This window comes from Slackia sp. CM382 (assembly GCF_000293015.1).
Taxonomy (GTDB): domain Bacteria; phylum Actinomycetota; class Coriobacteriia; order Coriobacteriales; family Eggerthellaceae; genus Slackia; species Slackia exigua.
In genome coordinates this window covers 1-14,597 of record NZ_ALNO01000010.1, presented here as the reverse complement: position 1 = coordinate 14,597, position 14,597 = coordinate 1, and the positions used below count along the sequence as shown (strand labels likewise).

The 14,597-nt window shown below is 60.8% G+C and carries 10 protein-coding genes and 1 tRNA gene; 6 read left to right on the top strand and 5 right to left on the bottom strand.

What is annotated here, in order from left to right; translation table 11 throughout:
• Positions 1 to 162 precede the first annotated feature (162 nt).
• From hisD to rplT, 4 genes are all read left to right on the top strand, one after another.
• On the top strand, positions 163 to 1,533 hold the full coding sequence (hisD, locus tag HMPREF1155_RS04105) for a histidinol dehydrogenase (RefSeq protein ID WP_238319102.1): 1,371 nt from the start codon (positions 163 to 165) through the stop codon (positions 1,531 to 1,533).
• Between the two features lie 363 nt (positions 1,534 to 1,896).
• Positions 1,897 to 2,475, top strand: a complete 579-nt coding sequence (gene infC / locus HMPREF1155_RS04100) for a translation initiation factor IF-3 (RefSeq protein WP_006361838.1) — start codon at positions 1,897 to 1,899, stop codon at positions 2,473 to 2,475.
• A 34-nt stretch (positions 2,476 to 2,509) separates the two neighbouring features.
• Positions 2,510 to 2,704 (top strand): 50S ribosomal protein L35, encoded by a 195-nt coding sequence (rpmI, locus tag HMPREF1155_RS04095; protein WP_009077672.1) that lies wholly within the window; start codon positions 2,510 to 2,512, stop codon positions 2,702 to 2,704.
• A 21-nt stretch (positions 2,705 to 2,725) separates the two neighbouring features.
• The gene (rplT, locus tag HMPREF1155_RS04090; protein WP_006361836.1) at positions 2,726 to 3,079 is read left to right on the top strand and encodes a 50S ribosomal protein L20; all 354 of its coding nucleotides are present in this window, start codon (positions 2,726 to 2,728) and stop codon (positions 3,077 to 3,079) included.
• Positions 3,080 to 3,102: 23 nt separating this feature from the next.
• Here the strand turns inward: rplT and HMPREF1155_RS04085 are convergent, their stop codons facing one another.
• The 5 genes from HMPREF1155_RS04085 to HMPREF1155_RS04065 form a co-directional block, all read right to left on the bottom strand.
• The gene (locus tag HMPREF1155_RS04085; RefSeq protein ID WP_238319101.1) at positions 3,103 to 3,867 is read right to left on the bottom strand and encodes a class B sortase; all 765 of its coding nucleotides are present in this window, start codon (positions 3,865 to 3,867) and stop codon (positions 3,103 to 3,105) included.
• Positions 3,868 to 4,033: 166 nt separating this feature from the next.
• The gene (locus HMPREF1155_RS04080; RefSeq protein ID WP_009077667.1) at positions 4,034 to 6,478 is read right to left on the bottom strand and encodes a SpaA isopeptide-forming pilin-related protein; all 2,445 of its coding nucleotides are present in this window, start codon (positions 6,476 to 6,478) and stop codon (positions 4,034 to 4,036) included.
• Between the two features lie 328 nt (positions 6,479 to 6,806).
• A tRNA-Ala gene (locus HMPREF1155_RS04075) sits at positions 6,807 to 6,882 on the bottom strand.
• 183 nt (positions 6,883 to 7,065) lie between these two features.
• Positions 7,066 to 7,911, bottom strand: a complete 846-nt coding sequence (locus HMPREF1155_RS04070) for an Mrp/NBP35 family ATP-binding protein (protein WP_006361832.1) — start codon at positions 7,909 to 7,911, stop codon at positions 7,066 to 7,068.
• 225 nt (positions 7,912 to 8,136) lie between these two features.
• Positions 8,137 to 10,335 carry a transglycosylase domain-containing protein gene (locus tag HMPREF1155_RS04065; RefSeq protein WP_006361830.1) on the bottom strand — a complete coding sequence of 733 codons (2,199 nt, stop codon included), beginning with the start codon at positions 10,333 to 10,335 and terminating at the stop codon, positions 8,137 to 8,139.
• A 66-nt stretch (positions 10,336 to 10,401) separates the two neighbouring features.
• On the opposite strand from HMPREF1155_RS04065, the gene HMPREF1155_RS04060 reads away from it, so the two are divergent.
• Positions 10,402 to 12,867: a U32 family peptidase gene (locus HMPREF1155_RS04060; protein WP_009077699.1), complete on the top strand. Its 2,466-nt coding sequence runs from the start codon at positions 10,402 to 10,404 to the stop codon at positions 12,865 to 12,867.
• 75 nt (positions 12,868 to 12,942) lie between these two features.
• Entirely contained in the window at positions 12,943 to 14,160 is a 1,218-nt protein-coding gene (gene tyrS, locus HMPREF1155_RS04055; protein WP_009077671.1) for a tyrosine--tRNA ligase, read from the top strand.
• Positions 14,161 to 14,597: the final 437 nt, after the last annotated feature.

The window sequence follows — 14,597 nt, the reverse complement described above, 5'->3', positions numbered from 1 at the left end:
TCCGTCTTCCCGTCCGATATGCACGCATGCATAGGTGTGTGCTTTTCCAGCCGTCGTTTTTCTCGAGTACTTTATTAGAATAGAGTGATAAAGTGCTCTTACGTACATGGAGCATCTTTTCATCGGTGCTTCATGCAGAATCCGACGGAGGGGATGGCGGACATGAGGAATATCACGCTTGCGGAAGGCGAATATCTGCAGCCCGGGCAACTGCCTCGCCAAGGGTCGCTTCCTGCTGAGGTGCTCGAGAGCGCTGCGGGCATCGTGGCAGAGGTGCGAAAGCGCGGAGATGCCGCGCTGAAGGATTTCTGCCTCGCATTCGACGGCATCGAGGTCGAGGATTTCCGCGTCGATCCCGCGCTCGTCGACGCCGCCTTCGAGCGCGTGGACGCGCGTTTCGTCGAAGCGCTTGAGAAAGCCGCACGTCAGATCAAGGAATTTCACGAGAGGGAAGTGACGCAGTCTTGGATTTCCACAAGACCTGACGGCACGATTCTCGGCGTCAAGGTGACGCCCGTCGCTGCAAGCGGCGTCTACGTTCCCGGCGGACGCGCGCAGTATCCCTCGACGGTGCTTATGGACGTGATACCTGCCAAGGTCGCCGGCGTGGAGAAGGTCGTCATGGTCACGCCTCCTCAGAAGGAAGGCGGCATCTCCCCCTATACGTTGGCCGCCGCCAAGATCGCCGGCGTGAGCGAGATCTACGCGGTAGGCGGCGCGCAGGCCATCGCCGCGCTCGCCTACGGAACCGAATCGATTCCCAAAGTCGATACGATCGTCGGGCCGGGCAACGCCTATGTCGCCGCAGCCAAGCGCCTGGTGTCGGGCGATGTCGGGATCGATATGGTCGCCGGCCCCTCCGAGGTCTGCGTCCTCGCCGATTCCACGGCGCTTCCTGCGGTCGTGGCCGCCGATCTCATGGCTCAGGCCGAACACGACCCGCTCGCCGCCTGCTACCTTGTGACCTGCGATGCTGCACTTGCTGCTCAGGTGCAGGAGCTTCTGCCTTCGATGGTCGAGGCGAGTCCGCGCGCGGGCATCACCGCCGCATCCCTTGCAGACGAAGGGGTCGTCATCGTCGCTCCGACGCTCGATCAGGCGGTCGATGCCGTGAATGTGATCGCTCCCGAGCACCTCGAGCTTCACTGCGTCGATGCCATGAGTCTGCTCGGTCGCATCCGTAACGCCGGCGCCATCTTCATCGGTCCCTGGTCGAGCGAGCCTTTAGGAGACTACGTCGCCGGGCCGAACCACACGCTTCCGACGGGCGGCACGGCGGCTTTCTCCAATCCGCTGTCCGTGGATGATTTCGTGAAGCGCTCGTCCATTATCTGCTACACCCCTGAAGGGCTTGCTGCCGACGGTCCTGCCGTCCAGGTCATGGCGCAGGCCGAAGGCCTGTGGTCGCATGCGCTTTCCGTCGGCCTGCGACGCAGGATCCTCGAAGAGGGCGAAGCCTCGCTCGCTTCGATCGATCCCGCCGATCTGCATCGCATCGCCTGGCCGTTCGATCTCGACCGACCGAAGGCGTAGCGTCGCCGTCCCTATGAGAGGGCGCGACGGGTGTGCACGGTTTTCCGTCGCGGGCCATGATCCTCTGCTCGCCGGCCGTTTCCGCCGACATGCCACTCTGCGTTCGAGCACCGAGCGAGCATCGTGCGCGATCCGGCGAAGGGGATGCTTGTGGAGCGTCTATGCCTTTGCGCGGCGCGACAGGCTTCTTCGCGCTCGCGCGAGCGCTGTCATGTGGTATCATGCCACCCGTCACAAGAGGGGACGTAGGTCCTCCACCTGGTTCGGCCATGCCGATGGGTTCTTCGAATAGATCCACGTTTCGAATTCCCTGTCGCATGCCGCGCAGGGAATTTTTTCTAGCGGCCGGAAACGGCCAAGGAGGTGAGCGCAATAGCAGCTCAAGAGCCTAGGCTCAATGGCGAGATCAGGGTGAGCGAGTGTCGTCTCATCGGCTATGACGGCGTTCAGATGGGCATCTTCAGCACGCGCGAGGCGCTTCGCATCGCCGAGACGGAGGGTCTCGACCTCGTCGAGATCGCGCCTAACGCCAATCCTCCCGTGTGCCGCATCATGGATTACGGGAAGTTCAAATACGATCAGGCCATCAGGGCGAAGCAGGCGCGTAAGAACCAGACCAAGGTCGAAATCAAGGAAATGAAGTTCCGCCCGAAGATCGATATCGGGGATTACACGACCAAGAAGAAGCATGTCCTGCGCTTCCTCGCCGATGGCGCCAAAGTCAAGATTACCATTATGTTCCGTGGACGCGAGATGGCGCATCCCGAACAAGGTCTTTCCATTTTGGAACGCCTCGCGGACGACCTGAAGGACGTTGCGGTCATCGAAAGCGCTCCTAAGATGGAGGGACGCAATATGCATATGATGATCGCGCCGCTTCCATCGGCGGCGAAGAAGGCTCCCAAGGGCCAGGCGAAGGAAAGCGACAAGGTCGAAGAATAATCGGCGTTAAGGTATGAATGAGAAAGGAACCCTCATGCCTAAGATGAAGACTCACAGCGGCAGCAAGAAGCGCTTCCGCGTTACGGGCACCGGCAAGATCGTCCGTGGCAAGGCCTACAAGAGCCACATCAAGACCAAGAAGAGCCCCAAGCGCATCCGTGGTTTCCGCCACGACGGCCTGGTCTCCAGCGCCGACAAGAAGGTCGTCCGCGCCCGTCTCTGCAAATAATAGAGTAGGAAGTGAATTTCAATGCCTCGTGTAAAGCGTGCAGTCAACGCTCATAAGAAGCGTCGCGTCGTTCTGAGCCGTGCCAAGGGCTACTATGGCGCCAAGTCCCGTTCGTATCGTGCGGCTAAAGAGCAGGTCCAGCATTCACTGCAGTACGTCTATCGCGATCGTCGCAATAAGAAGCGCGAAATCCGCCGCCTTTGGATCACCCGCATCAACGCGGCCGCCCGCATCAGCGGCCTGTCCTACTCCAAGTTCATGAACGGGCTCAAAAAGGCCGGGATCACCCTCGACCGCAAGGTCCTCTCCGACATGGCGATCACCGATCCCGATGCATTCGCCCAGCTGGTCGAGGTTGCCAAGAAAGCCCTCTAGGCCGAGCATACGGTTCTTGCCTGTTAGGAAGAAGCCCCGTCAGGGGCTTCTTTCATGTGCCCTCGCGCGTAGACGAGCGTTCGTTCGTTGCTCCAGGTCGTGTACGAACAGGTGCAGAACACGAAGAGGCTGTCTTCAGCGCGCGGTTCGCCCGCATGCCCGTCTGCGCATGCCGTCGGTCCTCCTTCGATTCCGCATGCATCATCCGCGGCCTGGCTGCCGACGTACGTCGGCAGCGTCGCGTTCTGCTTCGACTTCTGCAGTTCCTTGAATCCGCAGCGGGCCGCTATGGCGGCCATGGATCCTTCGAGGTCGTTCATGCTGATGCCTAGGTCTTCGATTCCTGTTCGGGACGCGTCCACGGTTTCCGCGGCGAAGAATTCGAGGACGATGTCGCCTGCAGGCGTCCGCAAGGTCCCGCGCAATCGATCGCTTCTCCAGTCCTCATCTCGGTAGTTCTCGAAATCGCCGAACATGCCGCCGTCGATCGGCCCGAGGTTGTGTCCGTAGACGATGAAGCATCCCGGCGTATCGCTTAGAGAATTCCCGCAGGCTGCGTCCAGATAGGGGCATCCCACGAAACTTCTCCGTCCTTGGAAGTCGTGGGAAAGATACCAGTCCGGATACCCGGGCGGGCTTGCGACGACGACGTGGTCGATGCGAGTTCCCGGCACATCGATCCATCCGATCGCATCGGGATTCACCATAGCGAGGCGTTGCCAAGGGTCGCTTCCATCGTCGCCAGCGGCCGCGCCTGCCGGCGGCTCGTTGCTTCGAGCTGCCGGCATATCTCCGCGATCGTTCGACGCATTCCCGTCGAAGGGGGATCTAGCTCCTTGGTCTGCAGGCGCGCGGGCGATGAAGATGGCTCCTCCGAGGGCCAGTAGGATGCATGCTGCGCCGATGGTATAGAGGAATCGTGCTCTCATATGCGATGTCGCTCTCTGCCGATGCCTACCAGCGATAGCGCGACGCGCTTTTGGATGCGGATCTCCGTTTTCTCAGGACGGCCGATCCTGCAACGATGAGAAGCCCTGCGCCGATCGTCGCTGCGATCTCTTTCCCATGTTCAAGAACGAACAGCCCGGTCTTCGGGAGTGGTCCCCGAGGAGATTCCCTCGGCGCGACGGAGACGGTTTGGCTTGCTGCGTCCATGTCTTCGTGCGTTGCCACGACGTCGTCTTTTTCGAGAAGCCGTTCATATACGACGATCTTCTTTCCGCCTAGATCGCCTGCATCGATGTCGAAGGGGACATCGCACGTACCCTTCGACTCCTGAGGCGTGAATTCCACCTGCGCCGTTGCTTGGGTACCGTTCACGACGAGCTCTTTGCCGCTCTCCTTGTCCATGAGCCGCCCCTCGATGCGATAGGTCGTGCCGGGCTCGAGGTCTTCATAGGCGACCGTATCGATTATGCGTCGGTCGGCAGTCGGGTCTATGATCGCATCGCCGTCGTCGGCATCCTTCGCGACGGTGCCGATGCGGGGCGTCTTCACGACCATGTCGTCGTCCTCGATGGTTCCCAGATCGATGGTCTTTGCATGGGAAGTGATCGTGATGTGCTTCTGCGTCACGAGCTCCTTGCCTTCGTTGGCGGCGCATCGCAGCTCCTCGAGCGTGTAGGAGTCATAGGGCAGGGCGCCGAGATCGTCATGGGGCTCTTGTCCGTCGGCGCGATTCTTCACGCCATAGAACCAGACGCCTCGTTTCGGGAGCGAGGATCTGCCGGCATCTTCATCCAATGCCGAATCGTTCCCATTCGTCTCGAGCGTATGGAGGGTATGCTCCGCCGACGTCGATGCGATTCCGTTCTCGTCGGTCACGATGACATGCTTTTCGCCCGTCGTTTCTGACGTGATCGCGAACACGACGTTCGGCATCGTTTCCTGCCCGGAGCTCGCGCGCTTCACAAAGGAGATGTCTCCACGTTTGATCTGTTCTTTTGCGCGCGGCGCCTCCACGACGGCATGATGGTCGGATACATCCACGCGAGCTTCGAACGCATCATCGATCAGGTACCCTTCGGGCGCGACCGTCTCGCGAACCACGTAGCGACCGTAGGGGAGCGCGTCGTCTTTCGTCGTCGCGAAGCCGTTCGCATCGGTCGTCAGCGATAGGGCGACCTCTCCCTTCTTGACGATTGCGCCATTGACGATGATGGGCTCCGGATTATCTGACGTTATGTCATAGGTCGCGCGCTCGAGCGCTGCTTTGCCCGAGGGTTCGGGCCTATCCGTTTCCTTGTCGAGCTTTTGCAGGGATATTCCTCCACGTTTGACGCGTTCGGAAACGGTTGCAGGGTTCACGACGAGGCGAGGGTTCTGGGATGCATCGGATAGATCGAGGCGTATCGTATCGTCGACGGGCAGGTATCCTTGGGGCGCCTCGACCTCTCGCATCTCGATTCGGCCGAGGGGTATCGCAGGCTTTCCATCATGGAAGAACAGCGCGTCTCCTTCGGTCTTGTGCGCTTCGTCGAATCGGATGATGCCGTGCGTATCGGTCTTGAATCTCCAGGTGCGCATCGCGCGGTCGCTCGTTCCCGGATAGAACGTCGCTTCGAAGACGGCGCCTGCGAGCGTCGCCGACCCTTGCGCCGCCCCGTTCTCCTCCGATCCTGTCTCGGCAAGCTCGTGGTCGATCTTCTTCACGATGATGTCCGCATCGTAGCAGCGAGGCGTTTCCTGGGCCTTGGCGCTCGTCTCTTTGCCGGCATGTATCGCGACCTCGATGACCTCTTCGCTTATCTCGTATCCCTTCGAAGGCGCGATTTCCTTCGCGTAGTAGCGACCTGGGGCAAGCTCGACGGTCGCGGTGCCGTCCGACGACGTTTTCAGCCGCGTGACGAGGCTGGAGCACGCTTTGTCGGCGTAGATGCCGTATTCGGCTCCGGCGAGGTCGTAGAGGTCGTTTCCTTCGGTGAAATCAGGGAGAGAAGAGGATTTGACGAGCCGGATCGATCCCTTGCCTCCGTCCCATCGGAAATCGCCGACGCGTTGCGTCGTGTAAGGTGGATCGGCTTCGATGGCAGGGATGCTCCATTCATGGACTTCATGGATATCCATGGTCGTGTATTGGGTTTTGACATCGACATCGTAGGTTCCTTCGTCGTTTCGCGTAGCCACGAATTCATAGTCGCCGTCTTTCGGCGCAGGAAGCTCAGGGTCGAGGCACGATCCGACAAGCACCTGGCCGTCGGGCATGGTGACGTTGAAAAGCGTCGGATCCTTGCTTCCCATGATCCTTTCGACATGCGCGGTTCCTGAAATCGTCCCTTCCGCGGCCTCGGCGTCATGCGGTTGCATCGCGTAGCTTGCGATCGACGCCGCGATCGCCATGGCGACCAGCGTGAGAAATGCGATGACGTTTCGGCGTTGCAGGCAGTATGGCCAGTGCATAGATCCTCCTATAGTCTCCCTCTGTCTCAGATGCAAGGGAGGCTATCAAGGACATCTTGCCGGGGTTTTGCACAGATCTTGCGGCCATGCGGAGCGAATGCCCTTGATATCTTCGGGAAAGACGGACGGAGTGACGATGCGTTCTTGCCGTTCGTTCGTGCGCATTCGCAATGCGATGCGCACGCCTTCCGAACGGATCCCGACGATAGGCCCCATGAAGACTGCAGATGCGTCTTCATGCGCGAGGATCCATCATGGCGTTGATGCGAGGAAGAGGATGATGCAAAAACTAAGGGCCGAAGCGAGGCTTCGGCCCTTAGACGGAATATGGTGGAGCCTAGGGGGATCGAACCCCTGACCTCATGGCTGCCAGCCATGCGCTCTCCCAGCTGAGCTAAGGCCCCGAACAGATGCCCTTGAAAGGCAACTCCGTAATAATACTCATAGCATTCGGCTAAGGCAAGGAGAAATTCGCGCACGTCGAGTTTTCTTCATAGCCGCAATCGATATTGGATGAGGCGACGGAGAACCGGAGCGAGATCGGGAAAATCCGGCCTTGCTCCGGTTCGAATCTATCGATCGCTGAGCTAGATCGCTTCGATGATCGAATCGAGCGCGCCGTCGAGCTCGTAGGAAACGATATCCCCCGCATCGACGAGCTGCGCGAACCGCGTATCGATCGGCAGGGTTGCCCACGTGGGAATGTCGTAGCGTCGAGCGACTTCCTCGGCTTTCGAGTCTCCGTAGATGCCGAGCCTCTCGCCGCAATGCGGGCAGAGGTAGTAGGACATGTTCTCGATGAGCCCGACGACCGGGATATTCATCTCGCCTGCGAGGTTGACGGCCTTGCCGACGATCATGGCGACGAGTTCCTGCGGGGTGGAGACGGTTATGATCTTCTCCACCGGTAGGGATTGGAAGACGGTCAGGAATGCGTCGCTCGTTCCCGGAGGCATGTCGACGAGCAGGTAATCGAGATGCCCCCAGTTCACTTCGCTGAAGAACTGGTTGATGATGCCCGAAAGGACCGGACCGCGCCATGCAACCGCCATGTCCTCCTCGGGAAGCATGAGGTTGGTGGAAACGATCTCGATGCCCTCTTTGCTCATACCCGGATTGATGCCGGTCTCGGTTCCGCGCAGAGGCCCTTTCACGCCGAACGACTTCGGGATGGAAGGGCCGGTCACGTCTGCATCCAGAATGCCGACGGACATTCCCTTCTTATGCAGCTCTGAAGCGAGAAGGCAGGTGGCGAGCGTTTTGCCGACGCCTCCTTTGCCGCTTACGATGCCGACGACGTGATCGATGGAAGAAACGGCGTTCGGCTTGAGCTTTTCGGGCGCGCGCGATGAGCAGCTGCTGGCGCTCGCGCATCCGCTGCATTCGTGGCCGCAGGTTTCCGGATTCGGCGTTTCGTTCGATTCTTCGCTCATATCATCCCCCTTGATGAAAGTCAGAACGGAGCAGTGTGTCTAGGCGATGATACCACTGCGGAAGATGAAGATCGCCGATGCCCGGCAATGCTCGTCCAAAGCCCCGTCTGCATCCGGCTCCGGAACATACGCCTGCGTCTTCGTGCGCTGCGCCGCGATGTCGCGGGATATGCGAAAACCCCGGCCGCATGGTCGGGGTTTTCGCATGGCGGTGCATAGGATGCGCTAGGGCGTGGCCGGCGTCTCGCCGCCGCCGGGTTCGGTGCCACCACCTCCGCCGCCGGGATCGGGGTTGGGCGTCTCGCCGCCACCGGGGTTGGGGGTCGGCGAGGGCTGATCGTTGCCCGGGTTCGGGTTCGGGGTCGGGGTGGTATTCGTATTCGAATTATCGGTGCCGGGATTGTCCGTGGCCGCGGGAGTTTGCGTCTCAGTCGTATCTTTCGATGAGTCGTCGGCCGCCTTCTCCTCGGCGGTCTTCGTATCGTCGCTCTTCTTGTCGGAAGACGAACCTGCGAATTTGGAGCTGTATGCGGGCGGATCGTATTTCTTGAAGTCTTCGATGGGATAGTCTGAAAGCGCATCGGTCATGAAGTGGCGCCAGACATCCTGAGCCCAGGTGCTCGAGTATTGGATAAGGGTGTTGTCGCGCGAGCCGACCCAGACGGAGCAGGAGAGCTGCGGCGTGTAACCGCACCACCACAGGTCGCGCCAATAGTCGGTCGTGCCGGTCTTGCCGGCGACGACCTGGCCGCTCGGGAGGGCGGCGGCATGCGCGGTGCCGTTGCTCTTGTATACGACGCCTTTGAGCACCTGCGTCACCGCATAGGCGACATTGCCCGAGATGACCTGCTTGCCATCGGTTCCGTTGGTGTTGTCCACGAGAACGTTGCCGTTCCTGTCGACCACCTTCACGATGCCGGTCGCCTCATGATGGACGCCGTTGGCTGCCAGCGTTCCGTAGGCGCTCGCCATCTCGGTGGTGTTCGCCTCGCCCGTGCCGAGCGTGATGGACGGATAGGGCTTCAGGGTGGCGCCGGACAGCCCCATGGAGGTCGCCATGTCGATGATGGACTGGGGCGCGACGCCGCCTTTCCCGGTGACCAGCCTGATATAGCCGGTGTTCGACGAGCATGCGGTCATGTCGGCGATGCTGAGCGTGCCGTAGTTGTGGTGTCCGAAGTTGTAGATGGTCGCTCCGCTGACCGTGACGGGGCCGTTGCAGTCGATGAAGGTCTTGTTCGGGTCGATTCCCTGGTTGATGGCGGTCGCCAGGGTGAACATCTTGAAGGACGATCCCGTCTGCCTTCCTTTGGAACTCGTGGCGATATTGAACTGGTCTTCGGAATAATCGCGGCCGCCGATCATGGCCTTGATGAATCCCGTATGGGGATCGACGCAGGTGAGCGCGATCTCCTGTCCATCAAGCATCGTGCCGGAGTTGTATTCGTTCTCGACGGCCTCCTCGGCGTATTCCTGCATCTGGGGGTCGATGGTCGTGGTGACCGTCAGGCCGCCCTTGAACACCACGTCGGTGCTGTACTGCTGCTCAAGGGTGTCGCGGACGTAGCTTGTGAACCAGGGGTACTTGTAGATGCCGTCGCTGCTGCTGGGCTCTTCGACGTCGAGATCGAGGTCCTCGGCGGCGGCGTCGTTGTATTCATCCTGCGTTATATACCCGTTGGTCAGCATGCGCGAAAGCACGAGGTTGCGGCGTTGCAACGCGTTGTCGGGATTCTGGACGGGGTTGTAGAGCGTCGGGGAGTTCGGAATGCCGACAAGGGTCGCGGCCTGCGCGAGCGTCAGGTCGGAGGCATCGACGGAATAATAATGCTGCGCGGCCGACTGGATGCCGTAGCATCCGTCGCCGTAGTTGATGGTGTTGAGATACATCATCAGGATCTCGTCTTTGCCGTAGATCTTCTCGAGCTGTATGGCCAGCTCCATCTCGCGCACCTTGCGCTTGACCGTGATGTCGTTCATCTCTGAGGAAAGGAGCGTGTTGCGCACGAATTGCTGCGTGATCGTGGATGCGCCTTCCTGCCCGCCGGTCAGGTTCACGGCGACGGCGCGCGCGATGCCTTGGAGGTCGACGCCTTTATGCTGATAGAAGCGTTCGTCCTCCGTCGCGACGGTGCCGTTGAGAACATATTGGCTTACTTTGTCGATTGTGATCGGCTCGCGGTTTTCGAGGTACAATTCCGCAAGTACGGTGGAGCCGTCGTTTGCGAGGATCGTGGTCTTTTCCGCGAGCTGGAACGCGTCGGCATCGTTGACGTCGGGGAGATCGTCCGTCCATGAATCGAACAGGGCGAGGACGCCGCGATATCCGCCGTATCCAACGACGCAGAGGCTGACAAGAATGATGATAAGAACCCACGAGATTCCGTGGGTACGCGCATCGCGCGTTTTTCTCCGTGTTCTCATGCGAGACACGATACCTGAAACGCATGGCTCGCGCAAAACCACGTTACCTTCTTTAAGGAAAACACCATGCTCAACCCATACCGAACGATCGAGCTCTTAGCCCCAGCTGGAGACGCTGAATGCCTTCGCGCGGCCGTGGCGGCCGGAGCCGATGCGGCCTATCTCGGCCTCGACGATTTCAATGCGCGCAGGAACGCGGGGAATTTCACGCTCGAAACCCTTCGGGAGGCATGCGATTTCGCGCACCTGCGCGGGGTCCGGATCTATCTCGCCATCAACGTGGAGATCCTTCCGGGCGAAGAGGAGCGGGCGCTTGAACTCGTATGCCAGGCGTGGCGTCGCGGCATCGACGGGGCCATCGTCCAGGATATCGGGCTTGCGAGCGAGGTGGCTCGCGTGCTTCCCGACCTGGAGATTCATATATCGACCCAGATGAACATCCATAACGTCGACGGCGTCCGCGCCGTGGCCGCCCTCGGGGCGAGCCGGGTGACGTTCGCGCGCGAACTTGCGTTCGACGAGCTGGCCCGCCTTACCGAAGAGGCCCATGCGCTCGGCATGACGACCGAAACATTCGGTCATGGCGCGCTGTGCGTCTGCTATTCGGGGCAGTGCTTCATGAGCTCGATGGTCGGTTCGCGCTCGGCGAATCGAGGCATGTGCGCCCAGGCCTGCCGGCTTCCCTACGAGCTGCGGAGCGCGTCGGTCGACGGCGCGCTTCCTTCCGAAGGCGAGCACCTGCTGTCTCCCAAAGACCTTTCCGTCGTCGACGCCATTCCCGAAATCGTCGCGACGGGCGTGGACAGCCTGAAGATAGAAGGCCGGATGAAATCCGCCGACTACGTTCATACGGTTGTGGGGATCTATCGCCGTGCGCTCGATCGGCTCGCCGACGCCTTCGACGCCGAATGCTCCGGCATGGGTGACGCCATGGATGCGGCAGAGACGGCGCGTGCCGTTCCCGAAGAAGACAGACGCGCTTTGTCCGAAGCTTTCAGCAGGGGGTTCACGACCGCGTATCTGTCCGGCAGGCGCGGAAACGACATCATGGGCTACGGGCGGCCGAACAATCGCGGTGTCTTCGTCGGCCGCATCGCCGACTCGACCGAAGGCGGCGTCGGCTTCGTGACCGATGTCGATCTGCATGCAGGCGATCTGCTCGAATTCTGGACGAGCAGGGGCAATTTCGTCTCCGAGGTTCCCGAAGGCGCATCCGAGGGCGAGTTCGTGACGCTTTCTGTGCCTAAGCGCGCGTTCAAGGGCGATCGCGTGTTCCGCGTGCGGAACGCTTCGCTTGCGTTCGACCCTCGCGCCTCCGTCTCGAAGATACTCGTCCGCGCTCAGGTGGCCATGAACATCGGGAAGCCTCTTGCCATCCGCCTTTCATCGGGCTCGACGAGCGTGGATTGGACGGGAGCCGTCATCGAGGCGGCCCGCACCAAGCCGGTGACGCTCGATGAGGCGCGCGAGCACATCGACCGCCTGGGCGCCACCCCGTTCGAATTCTCCGTTCTCGAGGTCGATCTCGACGAAGGGGTCGGCATCGGATTCTCGGCCCTGCATAAGGCGCGGACCCAGGCGCTCAATGCCCTTGAGGACGAGATGCTTGCCGCATATCGGGGACGCGTCCTTGCGAAGCGGACGAAGAGACGCTCTCTTCCGCCTGCGAGAACGGGCGACATCCGTATCGTTGCGATGGCGTCGAATCCCGCATGCGCACGAGCCGCGCGCAAGGCCGGGGCCGACGATGTCTACGTTCCCGCGCTTAACTACAAGCGCGGCACGGCGACGGTTGCCGGATGCCTGGTCGATGCCGTCGATCAGGCGGGATATCCGGGGCGCAAGATCGTGGCGATGCCTGTCGTGGATAAGCCTGCCATGAACAAGGATGGGGGAGACTTCGATCCCTGGCAGTACGTCAAATCCGGCAAACCCCTCCTCGCTGAATCGTTCGGCGAGGTCGTTCGGGGGATCGAAGAAGGAGCCGCGGTCGAAGTGGGCCCGCACGTTCCCCTGACGAACCGTTGGTCGCTCGATGCCGTCCGCATGCTCGGCGCGCGAACGGCGTGGCTTTCGCCCGAGCTCACGCTTCGCCAGATCAAGGATCTCGCGCCCGATGCGCCGATCGGTCTCGGCCTGACCGTTTCCGGCTTCCAAGAGCTCATGGTCGCCGAGCATTGCATGCTCATGAGCGAAGGCCCCTGCGATCAGCGCTGCGGAGAATGCGTGCGCAGACGCAGCGCGCATTACTACAAGGACCGCAAGGGCTACCGCTTTCCGATCATCACGGATGTCTGCGGGCGCAGCCATCTCTATAACGGCATCGCGCTCGACATCGTCCATCTGCTTCCCGAGCTTATCGAAGCGGGCGTTTCCTCGTTCATGGTCGATGCGACGCTGCTGAGCGTCGAAGAGGCCTCCGAGGCCGTTTCGCGGGCGGTTCGCGCTCGCTCGCTCGCGCTCAACGGCGGATCGGCGGTCGACAAGCTCAAAGGCAGGACGACCGGGCATATGTTCCGTCCGGTCGAATGATCCGCCATCGTCCTGCGGCGCAGGACCGTTGTGCTAGGATGCACGAATCGCCGTACTGAACCTTATATAGAGGAGATGAGTCCGATAACTCCCGAAGAACAGCTTCATATCATCTCTTCCGGTGCCGACAAGGTGGTTCCGGAACCGCTTCTTCTCGAGAAGCTGAAAAAGGGCGTTTCCCTCAACATCAAGCTCGGCGTCGATCCTACGGCGCCGGACATCCATCTCGGGCATGCCGTCCCGCTGCGCAAGCTTCGCCAGTTCCAAGATCTCGGCCATCGCGTCACGCTCATCATCGGCGACGGAACGGCGTTGATCGGCGATCCGTCGGGACGCAACGCCACGCGTCCGCAGCTTTCTCCCGAGAAGATCGCGGAAAATGCCAGGACATATGTCGACCAGGCATTCAAGATCCTCGATCCCGACCGCACGACGCTGTGCTACAACTCCGAATGGATTCTGAGCCTTGAGATGGCCGACCTGCTCAAGCTCTTGAGCAACTTCACCGTGGCGCGCATTCTCGAGCGTGACGACTTCCATAAGCGCTACACCGAAGGTCGCCCCATAGCCCTGCACGAATTCATGTATCCCGTCATGCAGGCGTACGATTCCGTCGTCATCGGGGCGGATGTCGAAATCGGCGGTTCCGATCAGCTGTTCAACCTGCTCGCGGGCCGTGAACTGATGGAAAAGATGGGAATGGAACCCCAGGTCGCCCTCACGCTCCCTCTTCTCGAAGGAACCGACGGCGTCCAGAAGATGTCCAAGAGCTACGGCAACTACATCGGCCTCACCGACGAGCCGAACGATATGTTCGGCAAGGTCATGAGCATTCCCGACGAGCTCATGGTCAAATACTACCGGCTCGCGTCGACCGAGGACGTCGACGCCATCGACGGCATCGAACGGGGCCTTGCTGCAGGCGAGCTGCACCCCAATACGGTGAAGCGTGCGCTCGGGCGCAATATCGTCGCGGCGTATTACGACGCCGAAGCGGCTCGGGCCGCCGAGGCCGATTTCGACCTCAAATTCAAAAAGCACGGGTTCCCCGAGGATGCGCCCGTCGTGGAGGTATCCCTCGAACCGAATGAGGAAGGGACGGTCTATTTCGCCAAGCTCCTCGTCGAGGCGAAGGCGGCCGGAAGCGTTTCCGAAGCGCGTCGTCTCATCGACGGCGGCGGCGTCAAGATCGGAGGCGTTGCGCTCGCGCCGAAATCCTACAGCCTCGATCCTTCCCTGCTTGCGCATGCGGAAATACAGGTGGGGAAGAAGAAGTTCTTCCGCCTGCCGTAACGGAGCTTGCCGGCGGATCCACGTCCGCTGCAGAGGCGGACGTGGATCCGCTGCAGGATTGGGGCGCCATCGATGCATTCGAGCAGTCCTCGCTCCCCTGCGCGGGAGCGAGGACTGCTGCGTTGCACCTGCGCGTCTCCCTTGCTTGCGCCGTTTCCCCGCAGAGGAACGAGGGCTGCTTTGCATGGTCGATCGGTCGTGTCGGCAAAGCTGCGTTTTCCCACGCGCTCTCGTTCCATCTGGATTTACGCATGATGCGTGCAGAGGCTTGCTTTGGGTGGACTTGGATTCCGTTATAGATGAACTTCCAGTTCAAAGGCGGGAATGCCGCATCGATCCTCGGCGGGTACAAGGCGGTGCAAGAAAAAGTTCATTTCATCCGTTGACAGACGCACGGGGAATGCCTAGTATATTTCTTCGCGCCGAGGGCGAGGTCT